Raw genomic sequence first — 25,892 nt, 5'->3', positions numbered from 1 at the left:
GAACAGTTGTTATTTCAGATACAGAATTTAGTGTAAGTAAACTAACCATTTGCTGAAGAGCGCTCATCTTCTGTGGTATTTGATGATGGAGCAACTAATTTGCTCAAAATCTCATCTTTTGGTCCCATAGCGTAAATGACACCATCTGACATGAGGATCACCTTATCAACTACGGACAATAACGGTAGCTTGTGAGTGATGATAACAGTAGTAGTATTTTGCTTTCTTGCAATGCCAATTGCATTAATTAAGCATGCCTCTCCATTGCTATCTAAGTTAGCGTTTGGTTCATCAAGTACTAAAAGTTTTGTGTGACCATAAAAAGCTCTGGCAAGTCCAAGAAGCTGTTTTTGGCCGCCAGAGAGCGTTACTCCTCCAGGACCTCCTATTGTTGTATCATATCCATTTGGTAAGCTTAGTATTAGTTCATGTATTCCTGCAATTTTTGCTGCTTTGATTGTTTCTTCAGGATTTGGATCTGGTCTCATGCGAGCAATATTAGCTTTGACACTAGTGTTAAATAACTCAATATCTTGAGGTAAGTAGCCAACATAATTACCAAAATTTTCTCGATTCCAAGTATATACATCAGCGCCATCTAGTCTGACTACACCAGATATTGGCTTCCATACACCAACAGTTAATTTTGCGATAGTGGATTTACCAGAAGCACTTGCACCAATCACACCTACTACGTCCCCTGGTTCTATAATAAATGATATTCCTTTTACTGTTGGCTTATTGCTTCCATAAGGAGTAAAAAATACTCTATCAAATTCCAATTTTCCTTCAGGTTCTGGTAGAGCCATAGTTTGCTCTCTTTTCGGCGATGTTAATATAAGTCTTTGTAGCCTTCCATATGACATTCTAGCCTGATTTAAAAACTTCCAAGTATGAACCGCAGCGTCAAATGGTGCTAATACTCTACCCATTAAAATTGAAGCAGCAATGATGCTACCAGCAGTTTTATGAGCTGTAATTGCAAGTAATGCACCTGTTCCAATTACTGATATTTGCAGAGTTGAGCGCAAAAACTTAGTGATTCCAGTAATTACATTAGAGCGATTTTGTGCTTTAATTTGCATTGCTCGATTCTGATCATTTCGTTTACACCAATCAGAGACTATGAATTCTGACATGCCCATAGCTTCAACTACTTCTGCATTTCTTGTTGCAACATCTATAGCACTGATATTCCGTATAGTTTCTTCGTTGGTTTCTTGTAATATTCGTTTAGTGGCAAGTTCATTCCATATTGCCATAGAGACTAATATAATGATTCCAGCAATAGCTATAAACCCCGTGGAGGTGTGTATCATGAAAATCACAACAAGGTAAATTAACGACCATGGAGTATCAAACAGTGAGAATATACCATTTCCTGTAATGAAATTTTTTATTACCCCGAGATCTCGTATTGCTTCACCACTTGAAGTTGAGCTCTGCACTGACGTTAGCCTGATTGACCTTACTATCAGATCTGGTGTTGCAGTTTTATCGATCCAATCACCTATTTTTGCCATGGCTAAATATCGACAAGTTTCAAGCATTGCAGAACATGCAAATGCAGATAAAGTGATAATTGTCAGCATAGTTAGTGTTGACACACTTTCGCTTGATATCACCCGATCAAGCACTTGAGAGGTATAAAGTGGTAGAAATAACATTAATAAATTGATTCCCGCACTAAACCAAAAGATAAACCAAAATGCACTTTTGCATTTTTCTAGGCAAATATATAGAGTACTTTGCTTCAATTCTTTTTTTATTGATGGCGTAATTTCCACAATCTTCCTCTTAATTTGATTACATGCACCATATACAATTTTTATTACAAAAATATTAATAACGGCAGTTAGCCTGCTTTAAGTGAGTAAAATATTAATATATGTGAATAGGAAATATCAACAAAGAAGTATAGTTAATATTTCCTTCATTACCTAATTCAAAATTGAGAGTTTTTAATAACTCTCCAACTCCCACTTTGGCCTTGGTGCAAAATTGAGAGAATCGATATAGTTTTTCCTTAACATTTCAATTCCTGCCCATCCAACCATCACTGCATTATCTGTACATAGGTTATTAGGGGGAAAAAATATATTTAAGTTTATGTGTTTCTTTAATTTCTCTCTCAGGAAATTATTTGCTGCAACTCCGCCGGTAATCACAAAGTCATTGATTTTGATATTTAAAGATTCGGCCATAATAATCGCATTACTAACCCTGTCCAGCAGTATGTCACTAATACACTCTTGAAACGAAGCACACACATCACACACATCTTGCTCGCTCATTTCGAGTTTCTGCACTAAGTTTTTTACTGCTGTCTTGATTCCAGAAAACGAAAAGTTACATCCAGAACGTTTTATCATCGCCCTTGGCAGTTTAAATCTTGCACCATTGCCTTTTTTAGCTAACTTTTCAATTAATGGCCCTCCGGGATAGCTTAAACCCAGCATCTTAGCAACTTTATCAAATGCTTCTCCTAACGAGTCATCAAGTGTCTTCCCGAGTTTAATATATTTACCTACATCCTGTGCAATTAAAAATTGACAGTGACCACCTGATATTAATAGAACTAAAAACGGAAATTTCACCTCATGCAGTAACCTAATAACTAATGCATGCGCTTCTAAGTGATTAACTGCAATAAAAGGTTTTTGTGCTACATGTGCAATTGCTTTAGCCATCATTGTACCAACTATTAATCCACCTATGAGTCCTGGTCCTGATGTTGCTGCAATTGCACTGAGATCACAAAAGTTAAGGTTAGATTTTTCCATGGCGCTTTTTATTAGACCACTTAAATGCTCCATATGAGCACGTGAAGCTATCTCAGGAATCACCCCACCGCGTTTTTTGTGTTCTGTTTGAGAAAGAATCTCGTGAGCAAGGACCTGCTTGTCACTATTTACAATCGCTACTGCAGTTTCATCGCAGCTTGTTTCAACAGCTAAAATGGTTTTCATGTATATTCGAGCACTTTATTATAAAAACTATACCTTGAAACGCTATAGAAGTTAACTGCAAAGTTAACTTCTATAGCTAAAAGATTTACCGACAACCGTCATACCGCTACGTGTTAGCGCCGTGGCGGTATGACGTAGGAAAACCTGCACTAGCTATACTAAGCTAATTGTCATCTCCAAATATGGAGCTAATTTTTTTGCCCCCAGGAGAAAATTTATTAGTCCAACTGCTTTGCACTTTGGTTACGTCTTTAGTGGTGGTTTTATTGCTGTATTCATTGATTTCCTTATCTATTCTATCCATCATTTGTGGATCCAGGCAGCTCTTTTTCCATTGATCAGTAGCAAGGAACACTTTGTTTAAATCTTGAGTGCGAATTAAGTATTCTTTATCCTTAGGATAAACCTCTTGTGCCCAAGCAAATAGCTCAAAATAGCGTGCAAATAATTCAGATGCGCGTGACTTTGCAGTTTGATAAGCTTGTATCTCCTTAAATATAACTTGGCTAATAATTTTCTGCACAAGAACATTTGCTTGCCTTAAATTCTGCTCAATATCCTGGTAAACCTTATGGAGAAATTCCTGCTCTAGGTTCAAGTTAAGCTCATTTTCAACCATATGTGAAAGTTCATGCACTATAATGTATGGATTTGACCTTCTCAGCACAATAACATACCTATTTACACCGGAAGACCTGATTGTCTTACACACCCCTTCTTCCATATCCACTAATCCCTCTTGGTATATTTCAAACGAAAGCTTATTTTGCTTTATTAGTGATAAAGTGAGGTTTAATGTGTTTCTAAACTTCTCAAATTGATAGAGATACTCAATATATCGTATTGCATTTTCACTGCTTCCTACTTTAGTCGCTTGTTTGATTAAATTCCTGATTAGCATGCCTTATTATTAAAGGAATTTTTTTTTATACTCAAGAGCTATAAAGTGTTTTTTAGGAAATCTCATTGCATAGCTAAAGTAATTCAGGTTTACTGACAACCGTCATACCGCTAACACGTAGCGGTATGACGAGGTTATCGTCATGCCACCGCGAACCGTCATACCGTCACGGAATAATTAACCGTCATACCGCGATTCATTCGCGGTATCTCTTAGCATAGATCCCGCTAACACGTAGCGGGATGACGATTGTCGGTGAACCTAAGTTACTTTAGCTACAAACGTTAAGAAATTTACCAAGTAAAAAAAAGGCAAAAGAAACCCCGAGTAGCGAGCTTGACTCTCTAATACTTTAAATTGGCGCTGTAATAATGTGCTGACGCTTAGTTTAAGCGCGATTTGGCTGAATGTAGAAAAATTTTAAAAGACATGCAGCCGCTATAATTCTATGTAATCCGCCAAAAGATACCCTGAGTTTTTTACTGAATTTTGTCATTGAGCCTGCAGGTCAAAAACAAGTTTTGAGTCATAAATACCCTTAATGCCATGATAAGGGGGCTGGCGGAGTTTGTCAAGTAAGTTTTTGTATTTAATCCGTTTCTATGGCTTATATAATAATTATTATTGTAGTATAATTTAGAATAATGCAATAGATACCTAATGTTTTAGCTATTAATTATATGTTGCACAAGAGCATATATTACAATACCATCCAAGTAGGTCAAAAATAAGGAGATTGTCATGAGTTTTACTTTACCTGAATTACCATATGATAAAACAGCTTTAGAGCCTTACATATCTGCAAAAACCTTAGATTTTCATTATGATAAGCACCATAAAGGGTATTTAAATAAACTCAACGAGCTGGTTGAAAATACAGATTATCAACATGTGAAAATTGAGGAAATAATAACAAAAGTGCATGGTAATAGCGATAAAGTTCCCATATTTAATAACGCAGCGCAAGTTTGGAACCACACTTTTTATTGGAATTCAATGAAGAAGAATGGTGGTGGTAAACCTAAAGATGATGGTTTTCTGGCAAAAAAAATTCAAGATGATATCGGTGGTTTTGATAAGTTTTGTGGGGAATTTGCCAATCATGGAGTAAGCCAATTTGGTAGTGGATGGGTATGGTTAGTGCTCGAAAAAGGAAAGCTCAAAATCACCAAAACTCCAAATGCAGATTTGCCATTAATTTATGGCCAAGTTCCATTACTCACTATGGATGTCTGGGAGCACGCCTATTATTTAGATTGTCAAAATCGTAGAATTGACTACATAAAAGTTTTCCTTGACCATTTGATTAATTGGGATTTTGCAGAAGAAAATTTAAAAAAGAATACATAAGATGAATACACCTCAGGTAACAAAATTAGATAATGGTCTGCGCATAATAACTGAGCAGGTGCGTGATGTTGATTCCGTAGCTTTAAGCATACGAGTTGGTGTTGGCAGTAGAGCGGAAAGTGCAAATCAAAATGGAATATCCCATTTTCTAGAACACATGGCTTTCAAAGGAACGAAGACAAGAACTGCGTTTGAAATTGCAAAAGCTTTTGACGACATAGGTGGGGTTTTCAACGCCAGCACCGGTAGGGAAAGCACCACCTATTATGCAAAAGTCCTCAAGAAAGACATAAAAACTGGTATTGATATATTAATAGATATATTGATGAATTCAACATTTCCAGAAGATGAATTGGAACGTGAGAAGGGCGTTGTAATACAAGAGATTTTTCAAACTAATGATTCACCAAATGGCATTGTTTTCGATAAATATTTTGAGGCAGCTTATAAAGATCAACCTTTTGGCAGGTCAATCTTAGGCACGCAAGATACTGTAAAATCTTTTACTCGAGGAGATCTAGATAATTACATAAATGAACATTACTTTGGCGAGAATATGCTATTTACCGTTGCAGGAAATGTTGAACATGAAGAAGTTATTGCATTAACCAAAGATTTTCTCTCGAAGATTCATTCTAAAAAGCTGAAAAAAAGCCAAAATGCGAGCTGTACTGGTGGTGAGTATTTAGAACATCGTAAATTAGATCAGGTACACTTGCTAATTGGTCTACCTAGTGTTTCTCGCCATGACGATAAATATCACACGTTTCAAGTGCTTGATTCTATATTAGGGAGCGGAATGTCATCACGTCTGTTCCAGGAAGTAAGGGAAAAGCAGGGATTAGCTTACTCTGTTTATTCATTTAATTCCAGCTACACTGATACAGGGATGTTTTCCATTTTTGCTGGCACAGATAGTAGTAACTTAGATAAGCTTTTAAAATCTATGACGACAGAGTTAAAGAAGCTGTCTACAGATAATCTGAGGGAAGAAGAAGTAAATAGAGTGAAAGAGCGAATAAAATCCCAAATTTTAATGTCACGCGAAAGTGTTAGCTCACGCGCTGAAACATTGGGGCACTACTATGGTAACTATAATAGGTACATCAGTAAAAATGAATTAATAGAAAAAATTAGTGCAGTTACCACTGCTAACGTAAAAAAAGCAGCAAAAGAATTGTTATCTCAGCATGAAAAAACCACTCTAGCTGCAATTGGAGAAATTAAATCATTGCCAAGTTACGATAAAGTGGTTTCTATGCTTAAAGCTTAGCACATTCTATTATATTGATTTGGCTACTTTACAATATAATTTAGCACAGTGATTAAAGAAGTGTAAGTTGAAATAATGTGCCATGAACCGGATATGCAAGAAATTATACGAATCTTCGACCTCCTCTTTCAATAATATTATTATTTCTATTTTGCGTAACTTTTTCCGTATAATTTTTAGGAGGTACTGGTGGTGCAAGTGGTTTTTTGCTTACAGGGTTTGAGTCTATACCTTTCTTTTGCCGATGATAGTTCCGTGCTTCTTGAACGGTCTGATGTGTAGGCTCTCCACCATTATAGTTTCCTCTCACAGAGTTCGAGTTTATGTCTTTCTGTTTGAAGAGGATAGTTCAATTCCTCTTTACGAGTCTGGAATATAGGCTCTCCATCATTATAGTTTGAGTTTATATTTTCCTTTTGCAAACCAGCGTTCAATAATTTCGATATCTCTCGCCCTAGCTGATCACCTTTATAATTATTGTTAAGATCTTTAATTTTCTCTTTTTTCTCGATTATTTGAGCTAAGGACTCGACAATAATATCTTTGTTTATTCTTGAAACATCTATTGGCTTACTTCCTTTGACAGTAATTTCACTACTTCCTTGCTTACTACTTACATTATAGCCCTGCCCTTCAATTTTTGTTGCCACTTCTCTTCTAAATAAATTGCAAATAGCATTTATTACCTCTTGAAAAAAAGCTTTGATTGCCTTGAATTCTTGTGCTAAGGAAACGATTTGAATATGTGCGTATTTTTTACCTGGTGATAACTCTTCAGCATTCTGGTGTGTAGATTCTATTTGCTGATGGTCAAGCATCATTGCATGACGTTTTGAGCGTGTTGGGTTTGCTTGTGTTTCGGATGACGACATGTCCTTAATATCTTGTTTTTTATTCTTACCATCAGCAACCATACCATCACTTGATTTCTTTTTTTTAGGAGGCAATGGTGGTCGATTTTCATTGTTCTGATATATAGGTTCTTTTGGTACCGTTTCAGACAATGATCTCTGAATATCTTGAAGATTTTGGTATATAGGTTCTTCCTTCTTCAAATTTTCATAAATTGGTTCTTGCACTAAGTTAGCATTGACAAACTCCTGTACTCTTTCTAGATAACCAACATTTTTATCCTCTTTAGGCACTCGCGCACCTTCAAATTTGATTTTTTGTATCTCTTCAATACTCAGCCCATTTTTTTCAAGCCATTCCTCTCTTTTACTCATTGATGCGACAAACTCATTAATCTTTTGAATATTTTTTACATCATCACCAACTAGCATGACAGTTTTTGGCAACTCACCATGTTTATCCTTATACTCCACAATTGCCTTACAGATGTGTAAATTTTTTCCAACTTGATTTTTTTGTTCTTTGAGACCTTTTGGAAGCTCATTATCATAATCTCCTGGAAACCCACCAAATACAGAAATACCGCCTGCTTGTTCTTTAGATAAACCCAAATGATTCTCTACAACCCTTCTCACAGCGTCTGAATATCCTGTATACGATGCGATATTAACTTCCATTCCGCTTGAAAGCGCAGATTGCAGTGCAGACTTTAGCCCCTCTTCATTTTTTATTCCGTCTGTGTTTTCTAGAAAATCTTTTATATTGTGATCAGTCACTGCACCTTCTGCAGCAGAATTAAAATCACTTTTTCCTAACCTAGAAAAAGTATTATGCATGTGTCCATTAGTAATAGTGTTATCAAAATCAAATATTAATAGGGTATTATTTCCTTTAGCCATATCTTCACCTCTAATCCTTACAAATCATATGGGTAGAGACTAACATTAATAGATTAATTATTTATTATAACCCTTCTAATTAATAATGTGATAAATAAAGTAAATATAACAAGAAGTAAAAATCAACGGCATAAAGAAAAGACTTAAAGAGAGGCCAAATCAAAGTGCAATGGTATTTCACTAATCCAATTATTTTTCTCTTGATCTAGCCTATCATTCAATATTGCCTGCCTTATAGATGCCATTAACTTATTCATGAAGAAAACGTTATGAATGGTAACGAGTGTGTAAGCCAGGAGCTCTTTAGCTTTCAGTAAATGGTGTATATAAGCTCTTGAATGCTTTCTGCAGGTAAAACATAAGCAGTCACTTTCAATTGGGTTATTGTCCAGCTCGAATTGTTGATTTCGCAAATTAATATGCTCTTTGCACTTTGAAGAAATAGAATCTCTATTTTTTACTTTAATAAGCGCACCACCATGCCTTGCTAAACGGGTTGGATGCACGCAATCAAACGTATCAATTCCAAGACTAACTCCGCGAAAGATGTCCACAATTCCACCAATACCAAGCAAATGAGTAGGCCTATCTTTTTTCAGATGGTCCATAGTGAAAGAAACTACATCGTACATCTGCTCTTTACTTTGACCAAGTGATCCACCTATTGCTTGACCAAAAAATGGCAAATCGTTAATAAAATTACAACTTTCTCTACGTAAATCTTGATATACTCCGCCTTGACTAATTCCATACAGTGCCTGCTTGCCATTATTGTTTTTTTCAAATTCATTTAAAGAACGTTCAGCCCATTTGTGGCTCATGAGCATTGATTTTGCTGTGTATTCTTTGCTTATGTGAAATGGAGTACATTCATCTAAGACTAAGATTAAATCTGCACCTAGTTTTTGTTGAATTTGTATAGACTTTTCAGGAGTCAAGCAATAAGTTTTACCATTAATGTAAGAACGAAAAATTGCCCCATCCTCATTAATTTTGATCAGAGTCTTTTGTTTTTTTCTTATTCCTTTTATCTCTTCCGAAACTGATCCGTGCCCTAAGCTAAATATCTGATATCCACCTGAGTCAGTTAGCATTGGCCCATTCCATCCCATCATCTTGTGCAAACCACCAAGTTTTGCTACGGTATCTTCCCCTGGTTGGAGCATTAGGTGATAGGTGTTGGAAAGTATTATCTGAGTACCTGCTTCACTAATTCTCTCGATATCTGCAGCTTTAATTGCAGCTTTTGTTGCACAGAATATAAAAGCTGGTGTTTCTACGCTTCCATTTGGAGTTTTAATTGTTCCAACTTTTGCAGAACCTGATTGCTTGATTATCTTGAATGCAAATTCTTCTTTCATCTATTTGCCTGAAAGTTCTGTTATGATGTTTTCTACTTTCTCAGGAGTAAGATTTTCATAGAAGTCATTATTGATCTGCACAACGGAAGCATTAACGCATGCACCTAGGCATTCAACTTCTTTTAAAGTGAACAAATTATCTTTAGTAGTCTCACCGATATTGATTCCAAGTTTTTTTTTTAAGGTATTTAAAACTTCTTCACTATTGCACAACCAGCAAGGAGTTGTTCTACAAATTTGTATTAGATATTTGCCTACTGGTTTTAAATTATACATGGTGTAAAAATTTGCCACTTCATATACACGAATATGTGGAATATGCAGCATATCAGCAACATAACGCATAGCAGATTCAGAAACCCATCCGCATTGCTCTTGAACCAGGTATAGTAAAGGCATGACAGCACTACCTTCTCTACCTTTGGGATACATCTCTATAAACTTTTCCGCTTTCTTAAGGTTTTCTGATGTAAAACTAAACTGCTCTTCTTTTTCTATCATTTATGAGACTCATATAAACTTTACAGATTATACCTGTAGAACCAATGATTGCAATTGTTGGTTTTTTGAGAAATAGCATTTTGCAGTATCATACTACCCATACTGCCCAACTTGTAAATTCTTTTGGCTTGGCCATAGGATCCAGTTAAAAAATCTGATCATGCGCTAACTTCAATTGTTTCATAAGTTTGTTTTAGTAAATCTCAATTATTTTAGCTACAGCTAACTACTTTAAAAAAATGCTTAAGAAATTATAGTATATTATTTATAAATACACTATCCTTGACATTTATTATAAATGTTGTGTATAATAAACTATATTTATTAATATGAGGTTAAACTATGAGTAAACAATTAAATTTATGGATAAAAGAAACTGGTGAAGAGAAATTTAAAAATTTTCTCACATCACTAGATAAAGAAAATCTTCAAAAGCATGCCACAACTATTTACAGAAATTACGAACAAAGTTACAATGAAAAGTATTTCATGTACAACAAAATTGGTTCTGGTGCAGTAGTAATAGGATCTTGTGCTCTCATTCTGCTATCTCGATATTTCGATCTAAGAGAAAAAGTGCAAAAACCACTTGAGTACATGGCACTTGCAGCAATTGTTATCTTTGGAGTTGGATTTCTATACTCACTTTATCAAGAACATGAATATAAAGCCTCCAACAAAAAGGAAGAATATGTATCAGATCACGAAAAACATAAGGTGCTTCCTGAGGTTCAAACAATTATAGATGAGCTAAAGGCAGAAACCCTAGTAGTAGAGATAGAGATAAAGAGTCAAAAAAACATTTAGCCAAAACTTAAGATTCCTCTACCTGTTAGCGGAATCTGCATAAGACACAACGAATAAAAATTTACCTTTAAATGTAGATTATAGGGTTTTGAGAACTCTACCTTCCTTTCATCTATAAAACTTCTTAGCCATTTTCGAGCCTATATTTACTTTTTAGTATAAAATAAAGACGTTAATTTTTTAATTTTAGTTAAAATTTTCATTGACATTAACACACAGGGGTAATCATAATAGCATTTTATTAATATTTTAAATAAAATTATGTCTATATTAGGAAGATTGCTCGGGATCAACTCAAATACACCGGAAGTTAAAGAAGCGGTAGGTTTTAACCCAGCAAACGTAGGGTTGATTGAAGGAGATGGAGTCGCTTATGGACTTAGCTATCAAGATAATGGTAATGGGAGCAGTAAAGTAAAATTACTTATTAGTCCATTATATCAATCAAAAACATACGAATGGGGTACAAATGTCAGCGTAGTAAATGAATTCAAAGATCAATTGTCTCTCACATTAATAGAAGATTCAGCTGAAACAGATAAAGTTGGAATTGTCTTTCCTGAAGAAGGAATTGGCGAAGAAGGAGAAAAATACGTTAAAGGCTTATCTTTTAACACTTACGGAATTAAACAATCAGTTAATACTCCTTCAGTTGAACATTTAGGTAAAAGAAAATTACAAAAGAATATTGATAATAATAGTCTTGCAAATGTGAGCAATAGTTACTTTCAACCAAAAGCAGTGAAAGTTGATAATGGTGATGTAATCGTAATCGCTCATAACTTAAAGGATCAAACTTTAGTTTCTTGGTATTTGAAATCAGACAAAGGCGGAAAATTTAAGGTGTTGACTGGAGAAAAAGGTGTTACAGAAAGAAAATTGTTCAATTTTGATAATCCGGGGCAATTGGCATTAAATGGAAACACGATGCTTTATTCGCAAGTGAGCAGAAAAATTATTGGGGATCAAGAGGTGAGAAAAACACGTATTTTCAAATTTGATATGGCTAAAGTGGTTGAGGATCTGAAAAGCAGAAAGGAAGATGAATGTTTGCTTGGTAAGAAAAATTGTCAGATAAATACAGCGTCATCTTTTTCTAGTGAATATGAAATAAGCTTTTTGCAGTATGTAAAGCGAACTGAAGGCAATGATCTAGTTGCCTTTCTTGCAGAAGACCGGTTATCTGATAAACAAACGTTACATTTAACAAGTCTTGTTAAGAATGGATCAAAATCGAACCTTACTATTTGCGAATTTGCAGATTCTATAGAGCAATTGTACGTTAAAGACAATGGTCAAGACAGTTTTATTGTAACTGCAATAAGTGAAGAAAACATCGCAATTTTCAATCATCAAAGATTTGAAAAACCTTCTAAGGTAACAATAATACCGGCAAGTAGTAACAAAACTCTCAGTGATTTTGTTGATATCATTAACGGTCGATTGACACCTGATATCATTTCTAGTAGTACCGTGGCTCCTGTAACTATTACAGAAACGGTTGTGACTTCTAAGAAAACGCTGACTGCTGCAATTACTAGCACAACAGAAACCGACACTGTAAAGACTACCAAATTAACAACAGAAGCATCAACTACCGTTGCACCTACTTCTACAATGAATAAACCTTCAACGGAGTCAACGACTCAAATAAGTACAGTAACAGTGGAGCCAATAACAGTAGCAAAAACAACTACTACTTCACAAGTGACCACGGTTGCTACAACGTCAACTAGTGTGCCAATAATAAACTCAGAGAAAACTATACAAACAGTATTTAGTATACCAAGTACTAGAACAAAAAAGTCAACAACTCCTATATTTACCACGACTTTACTTCCTCAACCTACTTCTTCACCACAGCCTACTCAACTTGCTATAGGGTCTAATAGGGCAGGAATGATAGGAGGATCTTTGATTGGAACAATAGGTATTGCTGGAATTATAGGATTTATAGCATATAAATGTATTAAGAAATATCACGGTTATTATAATGCTGCTCATGTGTTAGAATTAGCTGATTTGGAATCACATTCAAATAGCAGCAATGAAGAAATTTTTTTCACCCATAGCAGAACAAGCAGTGATAATAACATATCTATACAAACTACGTATCAATCTGAAACAATGCTAAACAGTATATCATTAGAAAGTAGTAGTCGAGCAAGAAGTAGCTCGTCGTCTTCAAGCGGTGGACCAGGCTCTTGACTAACTGAAGCGGAGTCTAAAAGTGAAAAAAGCTTATCTTGGGATAGCGATGATGTGCCGGAATATCACCTTTAGCTATTTGTCTGAATGTTTTTAATATGTAGACTGTTAGGAAATTGTCTTTTGCTTTTGTGATTTTCATGTTAAAGTATAATTCCTGGGTGAAATAAGTAGCTGCTGTTGTGTGATAAACATAGCAGAGGAAAGTCCGGGCTCCAAGGAAAAATAGTGACGGGTAACGCCCGCCGGAGGCAACTCCAGTTATAGGGCTACAGAAAATTACCGCCTAAAATATTTTAGGTAAGGGTGAAAAGGTGTGGTAAGAGCACACCATGGCAATGGCAACATTGGTAGTCGAGTAACCAACACTAGGAGCAAGATTAAATAGAAGTAGATTTTATGTTTTTCTCATATCTACTCGGGTAAATCGCATGAGGTAAATGGTAACATTTACTCCAGATAAATAGCTACATAAACAGAACTCGGCTTATATTTCACCTAGGCGTCACATGATACGTGCGATATAAGCCATGCTATATTTAAGTGTAGGCATTTCATGCGTTGTCCTTCACTTGTTCTGCTTGATAGCCATCACTACTTTCGCCTACATTAACGTTAGAATATTCTTCATCATCAATATACTCTTTCAGAACATACCCTCTGCCCCAAACGGTTTCTATGTGGCTTTTTCCATCATTTGCACTTTCAAGTTTCTTACGTAATTTGCACATAAAAACATCAACTATCTTGTTATCTGAAGGTTCATCCAAGCCATTGTAAAGATGATTTAAGAACATTTCTTTTGTTAGTACTGTTCCTTTACGCAGTGCTAGTAATTCTATCATAGAATACTCTTTATTAGTAAGGTGAACCGTTTTACCTTTCACCTCAACAATCCTGTGATCAAAATTGATATTTATATTACCAATCTTTATCACCGATTCAGGATGGCCTTTAGTACGACGCACTATGGCCTTAATTCGAGCTAATAACTCGCTTTTATGAAATGGCTTGGTTAAGTAATCATCGGCACCATACCCAAGCCCTTTAGCTTTTTGATTGACAGCGGATATACATGAAAGTATTAAGACAGGAACTTTGATTTTTGCACTTCTTAGTCTTAACAATATATCATATCCGTCAATATCACCAGGCAAGTGTATATCTAAAATAACTAGGTCATAGTAATCTCCGTTTGAGGAAACCATATTATTGTTATAATCTTGTGCAGAAGTAACAACGTCACAGAAGTGTCCATCAGAAGTTAAGGCATTAACCACAGTCTTTGCACTTACTTGATCATCTTCGATTAATAATATACGCATATTTTACACCCCATAAATAATTTATAATTTTAATAATATATATAACTAAGGAAAGTAATAAATCAAATTTTTATTAACAAATGATCAAAATTACACTTATTAATTAATAGTAAATATATTGTTCCAAAGTTATATAAATAGATCTAAAATATAATAGATATACCATGGTAGTAATAATATTTTTAGTAAATATTGAATTAAAGTTACTATTATTAAAAGAATACTTCGGTTAATAAATATTTAACTATTCTATATGTCTGTGTTATATTTTTAATTTACTTATCCTACTGTTTTAAAGTATAAGTAATACTTTCAGGAGTATTGTGTGGCAATGTCAATTTTAGGTGCTGGTGCATGGGGTACAGCAATCGCAATTTCATTAGGTAGTAAGAAAGATGTGATTTTGTGGACTCGCAATGAAACTACATTTGAATCAATCAACGGGAAAAGAGAAAGTGACAAGCTACCCGGTTGTCGAATTTCTGATAATGTGTCAGTAAAATTGGCTATTGAAGACACAATTAATGCTTCAGTAACAATCCTCGCTGTTCCCACTCAATCTCTGAGGGAGGTATGTCAGCAATTGCATAATTGTAATCTGAAAAAAGATGTAGCAATAATTTTAGCTTGTAAGGGAATAGAAAAGTCTACATTAAAATTACCTAGTGAAATAGTAAATGAAGTTTTACCCAACAATCCTATTGCTATTTTTTCAGGCCCTAGTTTTGCTGTAGAAGTTGCAAGAAAATTACCCTATTCAATGGTTCTTGCATGCCGAAATAACATATTGGGTTCAAAGCTAGTATCAGAACTACAGCAAGAAAATGTTAAATTACGCCTTAGTAGCGATGTTATAGGGATACAGGTTTGTGCAGCGTTAAAGAACGTTTTTGCTATAGCGTGTGGGATTGTTCTAGGTAGTAAACTTGGGTTTAATGCTCATGCAGCATTGATTACAAAAAGTGTAAGCGAAATTAAGGCTTTATATTCAGCAAAAGTTGGTAACGGTAATGTGGATATAAATACACTACTTGGACCGGCATGTCTGGGTGACCTAACTATGACATGCACATCCTTGAATTCAAGAAACCTATCTTTTGGGTTTAAAATAGGTAATAGTGACAATGGCTTTAATGTTCAGCAGATTTTGTCAGAAGGCAAGTCAGTGATTGAAGGTTTTAGCACTGCTGAGCCCATATTTAATTTAGCAAGAAAGCTAAAGATAAAAATGCCTATATGTGAAGCGGTCTATAGATTATTGTATGAAAGCGTCTCTATAGAGGATACTATTTCTGTTCTTGTAAATTAGTTTTGTACTTTGGTGTATTGTGAAATTTTTATATAAATTGATATCAACATGGTGGCTGTCTGGCACAGTAAAAAAAATGCCAGGTACCGTAGGCAGCTTAGCTTCTTATCCAATTGTTCCTGTGATACTGAGTGACAGAATTTTAGGTGCAGCAATTATTTTTTTTTATTTTTGATTGGACTATGGTCTATAGGCAATTATATAAAACACTACAAGACTTCATGTGATCCAAAAGAGGTAGTAATTGACGAAGTAGTTGGTCAATTGCTGACAATACTTTTAGTTTCGATATTGTTAAGCCAAGAGATGAATTGCTCTTCGTTGTTGTTATGCTTTTTTTCTTTTAGGTTTTTTGATATAATAAAAACGTGGCCTATAAATTTGATCGATAAAAATACCAAAGGTCCTGTAGGTGTTATGCTAGATGACATTATAGCTGCAATTTTAGCCTGTGTTCTTATAGGAGCCTTTTATTGTTGATGTATGCAGGATAAAAAAATTTATTATTCAAGCTTAATTGTTCAAAATTTAAAGGATTATATACTGTACACAGCGAATTTATCTGAGTGGGAAGTACACGATGAATTTGATAACGTTACATTTACAATAAATGGTACTAGGGAGTCATTATTTAATTTTGTGTTCTGTGGAGATCAATGTACCGAGCTTTCTATACAAAAAACTCTAGATTATCTCAGAACAAGAGATATAGAAGCAACATGGGTAATAAATTCACATATGAAAATAAGAGATATTTTAGAAAAGTGTGAAATAAAACACGTTAGCACACCAAAAAAAGCTTTACTTAATATGAAAAATTACTTTTTACCTGCTGATGTTATTCCAAACTTGAGGTTAAATGCTGTAAATGGTAGCGACCTCTTAGAACAGTTAGATTTACACACTTCTAAAATTTTTTATCATGGCGTTGGAATTGTCAGCACATTTTTTCGCGGATTATCAAATTATGATGATAAAAACTCAAGATTAAGATTTTTTCTTGTAACACTAAATAGTGAAATTATTGGGACATGCGGTCTTTATGTTCAAGACAGTGTAGCTGGTTTTTATAGTGATGGAGTTTTACCAATTTACAGGAATCGTGGAATAGGTACCCAAATGGTTTTAGAAAGAATAAAGATAGCTAAACAGCTTGAATGCAAATATATAGTAGCACATTGTATGAAACCTTCTGTAAACCTTTATAAGAGATTGGGCTTTCAGATGTTAGACAATCTTTACTTATATAACTCTTCAGCATAATTCTGAGCGGTTACAAGTTTTTACATCTGTTTTAGAAGTGCTATGTTTTTTTTGTATGAAATGGTTTTAATATTGATTCTAATATTATTCTTTCTCTCTTATTCTAAATTAAAAATTAGTAATAAGATTAAGAACTTACAACATCAAAATGTTATCATAAATAATTTAATTGATACTGTGAATGATGGGTTTTATATTTGGGATGCAAAAAAGCGTATAGAAAAGTTCTCTCCCAACTTACTAATTTTGCTTAATACTGTTTTTTACTCATTTAATGAGTTTGTGAATTTTTTTGAGCAATCAGGAAGTTTAATTAAAAATTTTGCTGAGGCAAAGGAAATAAATAAATCTTTTACTCTAGATTTAAAGTCAAAAGACAGTGAGGTTTATTGCATATGTTATGGTAGAAGCATAATAGATGATTCTAACAATGTGATTGGTGTGCTGTTATGGATAAGGAATGTCTCAGACTGTAAAATAAAAGCTCACGGACTTGAGCTAGAAAATAGTAAGCTTACACAAGAAGTGGAGAGCTATAAAAATGTTTTCAACTCTTTACCATTTCCAATACTAAAATATAACAAGAATAGAAAGGTAGAATTTTATAATTTGTTTTATGATAAATATGTAGATGGCTCTAAGAAATTTGCTATTACCAGTAGCGCTCATAGCACAAAACCAGGAAGGCATGTCGTAACTTACAAGAACGAACCTAAAGTTTTCGATTTTGTTAAAATTCCAATACAAGGTTCTGGTAGCATAGTAATGTATGGGAAAGATGTTAGTGATGCAGAAAAATTATATACTGAATTAAACAGTTATTTAGCTACACAGAAAAATTTGCTTGAGAGGTTGCCGGTTGCTATAGTAATATATAGTAAGAATCAAAAGCTAAAATTTTATAATAATGCTTTCATAAAAACCTTTCAATTTGACCCAAAATTTTTGGCATCTTACCCAACTTATCATGAAGTTATGCTTTACCTCTTCGAATCTAAAAAGCTTTTAGAAAAAGAGGATTTTCAAACTATTAGTAACCAAAGACATGAGTTATTCAAAAAATTATTTGCATCGTATGATGATACGATGCATTTCACGAATGGAAAAGCGTTCAGGGTATTAACAATACCCTACGCTTCGGAAGGTTTGCTGTTCTCTTACGAAGAATGCAAAAGATGATACTTAAACTCCTTCTTTCTCTACCATGAGCTGTTTTACTTTCACTATTGCTCTTGCTGGATTAAGTCCTTTAGGACAAGTTTTTGTGCAATTCATTATTGTATGACAACGATACAACTTGAATGGGTCGTTTAAAACATCAAGTCTTTCACTGGTCTTATTATCACGGCTGTCAGCAACCCATCTGTAGGCTTGTAATAGTATTGCTGGTCCTAAAAATTTATCACTATTCCACCAGTAGCTTGGGCAACCAGTCGAACAGCAAGCACATAATATACAGTCGGACAAGCCATCTAATTTTTTTCTATCTTCAGGAGATTGAGAGTATTCTTTATTTGGTAGGGCAGGCTTATCTGCTTGTAACCAAGGTTTAATTGATTTGTATTGCTCATAAAATTGGCTCAAGTCCGAGACTAGGTCCTTTATCACATACATGTGAGGTAATGGATATATTTTTACATCACCTTTTATATCGTGTATAGATCTAGTACATGCAAGAGTATTGGTTCCGTCAATATTCATGGCACAAGATCCACATATGCCTTCTCTACAAGAACGTCTGAAAGTTAAAGTCGAATCTATTTCATCCTTTATTTTTATTAATGCATCAAGTACCATAGGGCCACAACTATCCATATCAATAAAAAATGTGTCTATTCTAGGGTTTTTCTCGTCATCAGCAGACCAACGGTAAATTTGAAATCTTCTGATGTTTTTTGCTCTAGCAGGAATAGGATAAATTTTGCCCTTTTGATTAATTTTAGAATTCTTTGGCAAAGAAAACTGAACCATATCACTTACCTTTTATTGTTTATAGCTAAAACCCTTTGTAGATAACATATTTTATTATCATCTACTATATTTTTATTAAATTCCTTTTAAATCGCGCACATATTATAGCCAAGCGAAGCTAAAATTTCTCTTTCTAGATTTTTCATTATAATTTCTTCATCTTTTTTTTGGTGATCATGACCAAGTAAATGCAGTAATCCATGCACTAACATGTGTGCAATGTGAGCAAGAATAGGTATACAATACTCATGCGATTCTCTTTTTATTGTGTCTATTGAAATTGCTATGTCTCCTAAATCGCACTCATTAGACAATTGTTCACACGGAAATGATAGTACGTTAGTTGGCTTATCCATTTCTCTAAATTTTAAATTAAGTTGATGTAGCAAGTCATCATCAGCCAGAGCTATTGATATATTTGGTTTATAGTGGTCTATTTTTAATTCTTTTAGAGAAGCATTGATGACACCTAATACAAAATTTTTAGGATTTTCTATAATGCTGCACCATTTCTTGTCAAGAATATTTACTTCTAACATTCACTCATCCTTATTACTTCATTCCATTCAATTTCCGAAACTGGGGCAATTGATAAACGTGGTTGTTTTAATATAGCCATATTTTTCAAAAGTGGGTTTTGTTTTATATTATTTAACGTTACTTGGTTATTTAAAGGTTTCAAAAACTTTACATTCACTAATCCGAACTTGGGATCATTAACATGATAATACTCTTTAAATACTTCAACGATTCCAAATATTGCTTTCTCTTTACCTGTATGATAAAAAAACGCAAGATCGCTTACTTTCATAATTTTCATGTAATTTTGAGCTTGATAATTGCGCACGCCTTCCCACTCAACTACCTGCTCCTTTTCCATTTTTTGCCATGAATATTCACTTGGCTCTGACTTGAGTAGCCAAAGTTGCATTATTTTTTTCTTCTTAAATAAGCCGGTATATCATAAATATTGCTGCCCCATTTAGCTCCTTCGCTTACCTGTTCAGTTGGTTTTGTTTCCAGTGTTTTGTCTTGCGTACTTTCACTGTGACTATAGGGCCACTTAAATTTCTCTTTCTCTGAGTCTTCGCTCTGACTTATAGGTGAAGTTTCTGATTTATTATTGCGACCATCAATGCCAGTTGCAAGAACAGAAACTCTAACTCTTCCCTCCATCGCTTGATCAAAAGTAGCACCAAATATTATATTTGCATTTTCATCTACTTCTTCACGCACTCTATTGGCTGCAGCATCAACTTCAAACAGAGTCATATCTCCGCCACCAGTAATGTTAATTAATATTCCTTGCGCACCTTTCATTGATACATTGTCAAGCAATGGATTGGATATTGCAGCTTCTGCAGCACTAATTGCTCTATCTTCTCCTTCTGCCTCTCCGGTGCCGATCATCGCTTTGCCCATCTCGCTCATTACTGTTTCTATATCAGCGAAGTCAAGATTAATAAGCCCTGGCATGACCATCAAGTCAGTTACTCCTCTGATGCCAATATGCAGAACATTATCAGCAAGTTTAAATGCATCAGAAAATGTAGTTTTTTCATTTGCAATTCTAAATAAATTCTGATTTGGAATGACAATAAGTGTATCCACGTATTTTTGCAGTTCTTCAAGTCCAAGCTCTGCAATGCGCATGCGGCGCACACCTTCAAAACCGAACGGTTTAGTTACAACTCCAACAGTCAATATCTTTTTTTCTTTTGGCGCTCTATCCTTAACTGCAGCTCTTGCTTCTCTGGCTGCTTTTGCAATTACCGGTGCTGCACCGGTTCCAGTACCACCGCCCATTCCTGCTGTGATGAAAAGCATATGACTATCTTTTATATGCTCCATAATTTCATCGATTGATTCTTCTGCTGCACCTTTACCAACATCAGGCAAAGCACCAGCACCAAGACCCTTAGTTAAATTAATGCCAAGCTGAATTTTTTTATCACATAACGACTTTTCTAGTGCTTGAGCGTCGGTATTTGCGACAACAAAATTCACTCCTTGCAAATTAGATTGGATCATGTTATTCACAGCATTTCCACCAGCACCACCCACTCCAACAACGGTAATCCTTGGGTGTAATATAGGTAACTCCGGCAGACTAAGATCAATAGACATTTAAATTACTCAAATTTAGCGAATTCACTTGATAGTAAGTTACCGCTTTTTTAATAATATGCAAATACTTTTCACTTCTATAGGCGTAAACAGTAAACGGGATTTACTTATTCTTAATATTTATACTAATAAATGCTATTTTATAATTACTAGATTTTTGGATGATATTACTTCAAAAAAATAAAAAATGTTTATAAAAAGGGACAGAGACCAATCCCTTTTTATTTTGTTGAAGTTATTATACAGTTTTTTCTTCTCCTTTCCATGCTTCAACCGCAACATCTTTTAATTTTGAGGCAACTTGATATGTTCCATAAAGAACAGCAGCTGCAGCAATTGTCATTATGGCACCTGCAACTATCTGACCAGCAACACCTGTTCCGATAAATCCAGGTAATGAAGCAGCTATTGCTTGATTTATCCCAACAAAGTAGCTGGCAGTCTTAGCAAGAAACCCAGAAGCTTCTGCTGCACTAACAAAGCCTGCTTTCATATGCATTGCTGTAAAGACAACACTTGCAACTGCAACCGGAAATAATGCTGTTCTTAACTTATTATCCTTAATATACTGACCAAGCCCACCAGCAGCACCTGTAACTCCCCAGTGTTCATTATCAGCTTGTTTATATCCCTCTGAAATAGCGCGAAAAACACTATGTTCTTGTTTGTAATTATATTTTGTTAATGCCATAACTCTACTCCTTAAATAGAATGTTAAAATTTCATTAAGGGCAGTATATAATGAAACAAATTGTCTGTCAAGTAGACTAATTTTTTAATATATCCTTATTCTGTAATTCAGCGCTTCAGCAATGTGTGCTCTTTTTACTTCTTCACTTTTTGCAAGATCTGCAATGGTTCTTGCAACTTTTAATACGCGTGTGTAGCCTCGATTGGAAATGTAATTTTCTTTCAGTACGTATTTTAGCAATTCTAACCCTGCCTGATCTGGTTCAGTAAATTTATTAAATGCTTCACCGCTTACTTCTGCGTTACAACGAACATTCAATTTACTATAACGCTCAGTTTGAATTTTTCTCGCTGCTATCACCCTTCCTCTTATAACCTCGGTACTTTCTCCCTCCACAGAGATTTCAGGAGAAAGTATGCTGACGTTTGGCATTTCAATGCATATGTCTATTCTATCAAGCAATGGTCCTGATATTTTGTTTTTGTAATCTGTGCCACACTTTGGAGCTTTGTTGCACGATCTACTTGCATCACCTAAATAACCGCACCTGCAGGGATTCATTGCAGCTATAAGTTGAAAATTGGCAGGGTAGGTTATGTGAGCATTTTCCCTTGCAACGGTAACTTTTCTATCTTCAAGTGGTTGGCGCAGAGAATTAAGCACAAGTCTTGGAAATTCAGGTAGCTCATCAAGGAATAACACGCCATTGTGAGCCATAGTGATTTCTCCAGGTTTTGCATTCTTTCCTCCTCCTATCATTGCTGGCATAGAGCATGAATGATGAGGTTGACGAAAGGGGCGAGTTACTTTGAATATTTCATTACCAGTTTTTGTTATGCTGGAAATAATATTAACATCAATCATCTCCTGTTCGGTCAAATCAGGCAGCAATCCTATAAAGCGCTTAGCAAGCATTGATTTTCCAGTACCAGGAGGGCCAACAAGAAGCATATTATGCCCACCTGCTGCTGCAATTTCAGCTGCTCTTTTTGCAACAACTTGGCCTTTGATATCCTTCATATCGGGAACCAATCTTTTTTCTTTGGGTGCATCACTATAATTAAAAATTACTGGCTGAATTAATTGCTCACCCTTAAAGTGTCTGATAATATCAGTTAATTTCTCTATAGCTAGAATTGAAACATTCTTTACCCATGAAGCCTCTACTCCATTTCCCCTTGGGCAAATTACTCCTTTATTTGCCTTTTTTGCATTAATTGCTGTTGGCAGCACTCCTGAAACTGGAATAACTCTGCCATCAAGAGTCAGTTCACCCATGATTATATAAGACTGAACTTTTTCAACTGGTAACACATTCATTACAACAAGTAGTCCAATAGCGATAGCCAAGTCATAATGACTGCCTTCTTTCAGCAAATCCGCAGGGGAGAGATTAACTGTAATTCTTTTTGGAGGTAGTAGTAGATTGATTGAATTTAACGCTGCTCTGATGCGCTCTTTGGATTCCGCAACAGTTTTATCCGGCAATCCAACAATATTAAAAGCTGGAATACCATTTGCCATATGAATTTGTGCATTGACATTTACTGTGCTAATTTCCTGAAGCGCAACGGTATTTATATTTGCAATCATAATATATTATATAAAATTATTAATATAATATATTAAAGAAGTGATGAAGTAAAGGCTACAGCAATTAAAGATGGCTTAACTTAGCAAAAAAGTGCATAGTATCCTATCAATTTGCTGATTATAAAATGTTTATAAGGATGATAACTTTTCTTTTGCTATACTCAAGCGCGGTTTTCTGTGGTGATTGTAATTTTAATTTACCATACTGTGGGCTCAGTTGTAATCTGGATCTATCATATAGAAATTTAAGTAATATAAAAAAATTGTTGAATAACGACGATAAGTTTGTTGCGCTTACGTTTGATGATGGGCCTTCCAACAATAGAGTAAACGATATTATTAATGTTCTGGAAAGCTATGAAGCAAAAGCAACGTTTTTTGTGCTTGGTGAACGTATAAATAAAAAAACATATGAGATAGTAAAGAAAATCCATGAAGCAGGTCATGAGTTAGGCAATCACTCTTGGTCGCATAGGAAGTTGACATCACTTTCAAGTGAGGAACAATTGCAAGAATTGGAAAAGACAAATACAGCAATTAAAAATGCAATAAAACAAGATGTAAAATGGTTTCGCCCGCCATATGGATGTCATGACGATAATCTGATTGAAAATACTAATAAATTGGATATGTATTCGATATTATGGACAGTTGATTCGCTAGATTGGCAAGGTGATAAACCAGAAGCTTTAGTTGAAAGAGTTTTAAGTAATGTACATAATGGGGCAGTTATACTGTTTCATGATCACAATAACAGATCAAACACAATTGAAGCTTTACCTCATATTATTAAAATACTAAAAAAATCGGGTTACAAGTTTGTTACCTTAAGTGAGTGGGAGGAAAGGGTTTGTAATACGGTAAAAGCCAGAAGTGTAACAATAAAAGAGGGGGAAAAAGTGCGTTTTGAAGGAATGTTATGTGGACAAAAAACAAAGTCTTTAACCGCAGAGCATTCATATTAGGTGGTATTCAGCTTACCATTTCCGCTATTTTTAGCTATAGGTTATATAATTTACAAATACGAAACAGACAAAAGTACGAAGCACTATCTAATAGTAATAGAATAAGAGTCGCTACTATTATGCCTCAGCGGGGCAAAATTTTAGATAGGAATAGCACTGAACTTGCGGTAAACAAAATTTCGTACGTTGTTCTGTTTGATGAGCAAAAAACTTCTGGGGAGGAGGTCGATTTGCAAACATTATCAGAAGTCGAGTCTAAAATAGCAAGATCGTCAGAAACAAAAGTAACTGCTCTTTATAAACGTTATTACCCGTTTGGTTCAATATGTTCTCATGTAATCGGATATACAAAAAGACAGCAAGGCATAAACGAAGTAGGAATCAGCGGTATTGAATATACATATGATCATATATTGAAAGGCAAGTCAGGAAAATCTGAGCAGGAAATAAATTCTAAAAAACGCGTCATAAAAGAATTATCAAGCATACCACAACAAGACGGACAAGATGTACAGCTAACAATTGATATTAATCTGCAAGAGAAAATCGCAAAGGTATTTAAATATCACCAAGGCTCCGCAGTGGTAATTGATGTAAGTAACGGAGAAATTTTAGCACTATATAATTCACCTTCTTACGATAATAATCTTTTTGCAAGTAGACTACCAAATGAGACTTGGGAAAGCTTGAATGCTCCTTCATTACCACTTGTGAATCGTGCATTGTCGTATCAAATTCCGCCTGGTTCAATATTTAAAGTAATAGTTGCGCTTGCGGGTTTAAAAGACGGGATAATAACACCAGAAGAGAAATTCTCGTGTAAGGGCTATATGAAAATAGGTGAGCGGAAATTTCGTTGCCTGAAAAGCAAAGTCCATGGGTATGTATCTTTAAATGAGGCAATGGCATTATCATGCAACACTTACTTTTATAACATAGGAAAAAAAATAAGTGTAGACTCTCTGGTGGAAATGGCCAGAAAATTTGGTATTGGCGGTGGGTCGCTGATTGGAACGTTTAAGGAAGAAGCTCCGGGATTGTTGCCCGATAGAGATTGGCGCGCACGAAAACTATATTCGCAGTGGTATTTAGGTGACACTATCAACTTAGTTATAGGACAAGGGTATTTGCTTACAACACCACTGCAGCTTGCAGTTCTTGCAGCGAGGATTGCAACAGGAAAAGAGGTAATTCCCCACATTGAAATGAGTAATACAGTGCAAAATTTCCCTGACATTGATGTATATTATGAGCATTTTGACATAATTCGAAAAGCTATGTTTGACGTGGTGAATTCTAACTATAGAAAAGGGCTAAGTGGCATACAAATTGCCGGCAAAACCGGTACACCAGAGATAAACTCTAAGGGTGAAAGTCATAAGTTATTTATCGCTTATGGGCCTTACCATAAGCCGCGCTACGCAATCTCTGTGTTTATAGAACACGGCAAAGCCCCGCGCCAAGATGTTGCTATAGCTAATGAAATATTTCAATATATGCTTGAAAAGTAACTATAAATATTATGGC

22 protein-coding genes, 1 other RNA gene and 1 pseudogene are annotated in these 25,892 nt (G+C 35.0%); 11 read left to right on the top strand and 13 right to left on the bottom strand.

Going from position 1 to position 25,892, the window contains the following annotated elements; translation table 11 throughout:
- Window positions 1-41: 41 nt before the first annotated feature.
- The 3 genes from OM966_RS00325 to OM966_RS00315 form a co-directional block, all read right to left on the bottom strand.
- Complete coding sequence (locus OM966_RS00325; RefSeq protein WP_264328397.1) at window positions 42-1,787, bottom strand: type I secretion system permease/ATPase; 1,746 nt, start codon at window positions 1,785-1,787, stop codon at window positions 42-44.
- Between the two features lie 174 nt (window positions 1,788-1,961).
- A complete protein-coding gene (gene tsaD / locus OM966_RS00320; protein ID WP_264328396.1) occupies window positions 1,962-2,969 on the bottom strand; it encodes a tRNA (adenosine(37)-N6)-threonylcarbamoyltransferase complex transferase subunit TsaD in 1,008 nt (335 codons plus the stop codon).
- 163 nt (window positions 2,970-3,132) lie between these two features.
- Window positions 3,133-3,870, bottom strand: a complete 738-nt coding sequence (locus tag OM966_RS00315; protein WP_264328395.1) for a WD_0702 family putative metalloprotease — start codon at window positions 3,868-3,870, stop codon at window positions 3,133-3,135.
- A gap of 741 nt (window positions 3,871-4,611) precedes the next feature.
- Between OM966_RS00315 and OM966_RS00310 the strand changes: the two genes are divergently transcribed.
- Window positions 4,612-5,220 (top strand): superoxide dismutase, encoded by a 609-nt coding sequence (locus OM966_RS00310; RefSeq protein WP_064125010.1) that lies wholly within the window; start codon window positions 4,612-4,614, stop codon window positions 5,218-5,220.
- A 1-nt stretch (window position 5,221) separates the two neighbouring features.
- Window positions 5,222-6,493 carry a M16 family metallopeptidase gene (locus OM966_RS00305; protein WP_264328394.1) on the top strand — a complete coding sequence of 424 codons (1,272 nt, stop codon included), beginning with the start codon at window positions 5,222-5,224 and terminating at the stop codon, window positions 6,491-6,493.
- A 293-nt stretch (window positions 6,494-6,786) separates the two neighbouring features.
- Here the strand turns inward: OM966_RS00305 and OM966_RS00300 are convergent, their stop codons facing one another.
- The 3 genes from OM966_RS00300 to nuoE all read right to left on the bottom strand — a co-directional run bounded on the left by OM966_RS00300 (window position 6,787) and on the right by nuoE (window position 10,106).
- On the bottom strand, window positions 6,787-8,244 hold the full coding sequence (locus tag OM966_RS00300; protein WP_264328393.1) for a hypothetical protein: 1,458 nt from the start codon (window positions 8,242-8,244) through the stop codon (window positions 6,787-6,789).
- A gap of 143 nt (window positions 8,245-8,387) precedes the next feature.
- Window positions 8,388-9,605 carry a tRNA guanosine(34) transglycosylase Tgt gene (gene tgt, locus OM966_RS00295; RefSeq protein WP_264328392.1) on the bottom strand — a complete coding sequence of 406 codons (1,218 nt, stop codon included), beginning with the start codon at window positions 9,603-9,605 and terminating at the stop codon, window positions 8,388-8,390.
- On the bottom strand, window positions 9,606-10,106 hold the full coding sequence (nuoE, locus tag OM966_RS00290) for an NADH-quinone oxidoreductase subunit NuoE (protein WP_264328391.1): 501 nt from the start codon (window positions 10,104-10,106) through the stop codon (window positions 9,606-9,608).
- Window positions 10,107-10,448: 342 nt separating this feature from the next.
- Between nuoE and OM966_RS00285 the strand changes: the two genes are divergently transcribed.
- The 3 genes from OM966_RS00285 to rnpB all read left to right on the top strand — a co-directional run bounded on the left by OM966_RS00285 (window position 10,449) and on the right by rnpB (window position 13,626).
- Window positions 10,449-10,913 (top strand): hypothetical protein, encoded by a 465-nt coding sequence (locus OM966_RS00285; protein WP_264328390.1) that lies wholly within the window; start codon window positions 10,449-10,451, stop codon window positions 10,911-10,913.
- A gap of 261 nt (window positions 10,914-11,174) precedes the next feature.
- On the top strand, window positions 11,175-13,121 hold the full coding sequence (locus OM966_RS00280) for a hypothetical protein (RefSeq protein ID WP_264328389.1): 1,947 nt from the start codon (window positions 11,175-11,177) through the stop codon (window positions 13,119-13,121).
- 158 nt (window positions 13,122-13,279) lie between these two features.
- Window positions 13,280-13,626, top strand: an RNA gene (gene rnpB, locus OM966_RS00275) — RNase P RNA component class A.
- A gap of 49 nt (window positions 13,627-13,675) precedes the next feature.
- Here rnpB and OM966_RS00270 read toward each other — a convergent pair.
- Entirely contained in the window at window positions 13,676-14,446 is a 771-nt protein-coding gene (locus OM966_RS00270; protein ID WP_264328388.1) for a response regulator transcription factor, read from the bottom strand.
- Between the two features lie 325 nt (window positions 14,447-14,771).
- Between OM966_RS00270 and OM966_RS00265 the strand changes: the two genes are divergently transcribed.
- The 4 genes and pseudogenes from OM966_RS00265 to OM966_RS00250 all read left to right on the top strand — a co-directional run bounded on the left by OM966_RS00265 (window position 14,772) and on the right by OM966_RS00250 (window position 18,197).
- Window positions 14,772-15,755, top strand: coding sequence for an NAD(P)H-dependent glycerol-3-phosphate dehydrogenase (locus OM966_RS00265; protein WP_264328387.1), 984 nt, complete (start codon window positions 14,772-14,774; stop codon window positions 15,753-15,755).
- 19 nt (window positions 15,756-15,774) lie between these two features.
- Window positions 15,775-16,235, top strand: a pseudogene (locus tag OM966_RS00260) (phosphatidylglycerophosphatase A family protein).
- A 3-nt stretch (window positions 16,236-16,238) separates the two neighbouring features.
- Window positions 16,239-17,018: a GNAT family N-acetyltransferase gene (locus OM966_RS00255; RefSeq protein ID WP_264328386.1), complete on the top strand. Its 780-nt coding sequence runs from the start codon at window positions 16,239-16,241 to the stop codon at window positions 17,016-17,018.
- Window positions 17,019-17,060: 42 nt separating this feature from the next.
- Window positions 17,061-18,197, top strand: coding sequence for a hypothetical protein (locus OM966_RS00250; RefSeq protein ID WP_264328385.1), 1,137 nt, complete (start codon window positions 17,061-17,063; stop codon window positions 18,195-18,197).
- 3 nt (window positions 18,198-18,200) lie between these two features.
- Here OM966_RS00250 and OM966_RS00245 read toward each other — a convergent pair whose 3' ends face one another.
- The 6 genes from OM966_RS00245 to OM966_RS00220 all read right to left on the bottom strand — a co-directional run bounded on the left by OM966_RS00245 (window position 18,201) and on the right by OM966_RS00220 (window position 23,400).
- Entirely contained in the window at window positions 18,201-18,989 is a 789-nt protein-coding gene (locus OM966_RS00245; protein ID WP_264328384.1) for a succinate dehydrogenase iron-sulfur subunit, read from the bottom strand.
- Window positions 18,990-19,075: 86 nt separating this feature from the next.
- Window positions 19,076-19,528 carry an rRNA maturation RNase YbeY gene (gene ybeY / locus OM966_RS00240; protein ID WP_253309310.1) on the bottom strand — a complete coding sequence of 151 codons (453 nt, stop codon included), beginning with the start codon at window positions 19,526-19,528 and terminating at the stop codon, window positions 19,076-19,078.
- Entirely contained in the window at window positions 19,522-19,920 is a 399-nt protein-coding gene (locus OM966_RS00235) for an EVE domain-containing protein (protein ID WP_264328383.1), read from the bottom strand. The genes ybeY and OM966_RS00235 overlap by 7 nt, the downstream gene beginning before the upstream one ends.
- Window positions 19,920-21,116, bottom strand: coding sequence for a cell division protein FtsZ (gene ftsZ, locus OM966_RS00230; RefSeq protein ID WP_264328382.1), 1,197 nt, complete (start codon window positions 21,114-21,116; stop codon window positions 19,920-19,922). The genes OM966_RS00235 and ftsZ overlap by 1 nt, the downstream gene beginning before the upstream one ends.
- A 238-nt stretch (window positions 21,117-21,354) precedes the next feature.
- Window positions 21,355-21,807 (bottom strand): hypothetical protein, encoded by a 453-nt coding sequence (locus OM966_RS00225; RefSeq protein WP_264328381.1) that lies wholly within the window; start codon window positions 21,805-21,807, stop codon window positions 21,355-21,357.
- 84 nt (window positions 21,808-21,891) lie between these two features.
- Complete coding sequence (locus OM966_RS00220; RefSeq protein WP_264328380.1) at window positions 21,892-23,400, bottom strand: YifB family Mg chelatase-like AAA ATPase; 1,509 nt, start codon at window positions 23,398-23,400, stop codon at window positions 21,892-21,894.
- 125 nt (window positions 23,401-23,525) lie between these two features.
- Between OM966_RS00220 and OM966_RS00215 the strand changes: the two genes are divergently transcribed.
- Together OM966_RS00215 and OM966_RS00210 are read left to right on the top strand one after the other, a co-directional pair.
- Window positions 23,526-24,365: a polysaccharide deacetylase family protein gene (locus OM966_RS00215; protein WP_319604106.1), complete on the top strand. Its 840-nt coding sequence runs from the start codon at window positions 23,526-23,528 to the stop codon at window positions 24,363-24,365.
- The gene (locus tag OM966_RS00210) at window positions 24,320-25,876 is read left to right on the top strand and encodes a penicillin-binding transpeptidase domain-containing protein (protein WP_264328378.1); all 1,557 of its coding nucleotides are present in this window, start codon (window positions 24,320-24,322) and stop codon (window positions 25,874-25,876) included. The genes OM966_RS00215 and OM966_RS00210 overlap by 46 nt, the downstream gene beginning before the upstream one ends.
- Window positions 25,877-25,892 lie beyond the last annotated feature (16 nt).

The sequence above is a fragment of the Wolbachia endosymbiont (group A) of Andrena hattorfiana genome (assembly GCF_947179565.1).
GTDB lineage: Bacteria > Pseudomonadota > Alphaproteobacteria > Rickettsiales > Anaplasmataceae > Wolbachia.
Note: the sequence above shows the minus strand (reverse complement) of the source record. Positions and strands in the feature narration are given on the sequence as shown.

What these genes read in the sequence shown, in the direction of transcription:
- OM966_RS00245 (WP_264328384.1), bottom strand. Translation starts at nt 18,989, where the DNA reads ATGGTTCAGTTTTCTTTGCCAAAGAATTCTAAAATTAATCAAAAGGGC.
- OM966_RS00250 (WP_264328385.1), top strand. Translation starts at nt 17,061, where the DNA reads ATGTTTTTTTTGTATGAAATGGTTTTAATATTGATTCTAATATTATTC.
- ftsZ (WP_264328382.1), bottom strand. Translation starts at nt 21,116, where the DNA reads ATGTCTATTGATCTTAGTCTGCCGGAGTTACCTATATTACACCCAAGG.
- OM966_RS00305 (WP_264328394.1), top strand. Translation starts at nt 5,222, where the DNA reads ATGAATACACCTCAGGTAACAAAATTAGATAATGGTCTGCGCATAATA.
- OM966_RS00285 (WP_264328390.1), top strand. Translation starts at nt 10,449, where the DNA reads ATGAGTAAACAATTAAATTTATGGATAAAAGAAACTGGTGAAGAGAAA.
- tsaD (WP_264328396.1), bottom strand. Translation starts at nt 2,969, where the DNA reads ATGAAAACCATTTTAGCTGTTGAAACAAGCTGCGATGAAACTGCAGTA.
- OM966_RS00215 (WP_319604106.1), top strand. Translation starts at nt 23,526, where the DNA reads ATGTTTATAAGGATGATAACTTTTCTTTTGCTATACTCAAGCGCGGTT.
- OM966_RS00280 (WP_264328389.1), top strand. Translation starts at nt 11,175, where the DNA reads ATGTCTATATTAGGAAGATTGCTCGGGATCAACTCAAATACACCGGAA.
- nuoE (WP_264328391.1), bottom strand. Translation starts at nt 10,106, where the DNA reads ATGATAGAAAAAGAAGAGCAGTTTAGTTTTACATCAGAAAACCTTAAG.
- OM966_RS00310 (WP_064125010.1), top strand. Translation starts at nt 4,612, where the DNA reads ATGAGTTTTACTTTACCTGAATTACCATATGATAAAACAGCTTTAGAG.
- OM966_RS00220 (WP_264328380.1), bottom strand. Translation starts at nt 23,400, where the DNA reads ATGATTGCAAATATAAATACCGTTGCGCTTCAGGAAATTAGCACAGTA.
- OM966_RS00210 (WP_264328378.1), top strand. Translation starts at nt 24,320, where the DNA reads ATGTGGACAAAAAACAAAGTCTTTAACCGCAGAGCATTCATATTAGGT.
- ybeY (WP_253309310.1), bottom strand. Translation starts at nt 19,528, where the DNA reads ATGTTAGAAGTAAATATTCTTGACAAGAAATGGTGCAGCATTATAGAA.
- tgt (WP_264328392.1), bottom strand. Translation starts at nt 9,605, where the DNA reads ATGAAAGAAGAATTTGCATTCAAGATAATCAAGCAATCAGGTTCTGCA.
- OM966_RS00315 (WP_264328395.1), bottom strand. Translation starts at nt 3,870, where the DNA reads ATGCTAATCAGGAATTTAATCAAACAAGCGACTAAAGTAGGAAGCAGT.
- OM966_RS00235 (WP_264328383.1), bottom strand. Translation starts at nt 19,920, where the DNA reads ATGCAACTTTGGCTACTCAAGTCAGAGCCAAGTGAATATTCATGGCAA.
- OM966_RS00225 (WP_264328381.1), bottom strand. Translation starts at nt 21,807, where the DNA reads ATGGCATTAACAAAATATAATTACAAACAAGAACATAGTGTTTTTCGC.
- OM966_RS00255 (WP_264328386.1), top strand. Translation starts at nt 16,239, where the DNA reads ATGCAGGATAAAAAAATTTATTATTCAAGCTTAATTGTTCAAAATTTA.
- OM966_RS00300 (WP_264328393.1), bottom strand. Translation starts at nt 8,244, where the DNA reads ATGGCTAAAGGAAATAATACCCTATTAATATTTGATTTTGATAACACT.
- OM966_RS00270 (WP_264328388.1), bottom strand. Translation starts at nt 14,446, where the DNA reads ATGCGTATATTATTAATCGAAGATGATCAAGTAAGTGCAAAGACTGTG.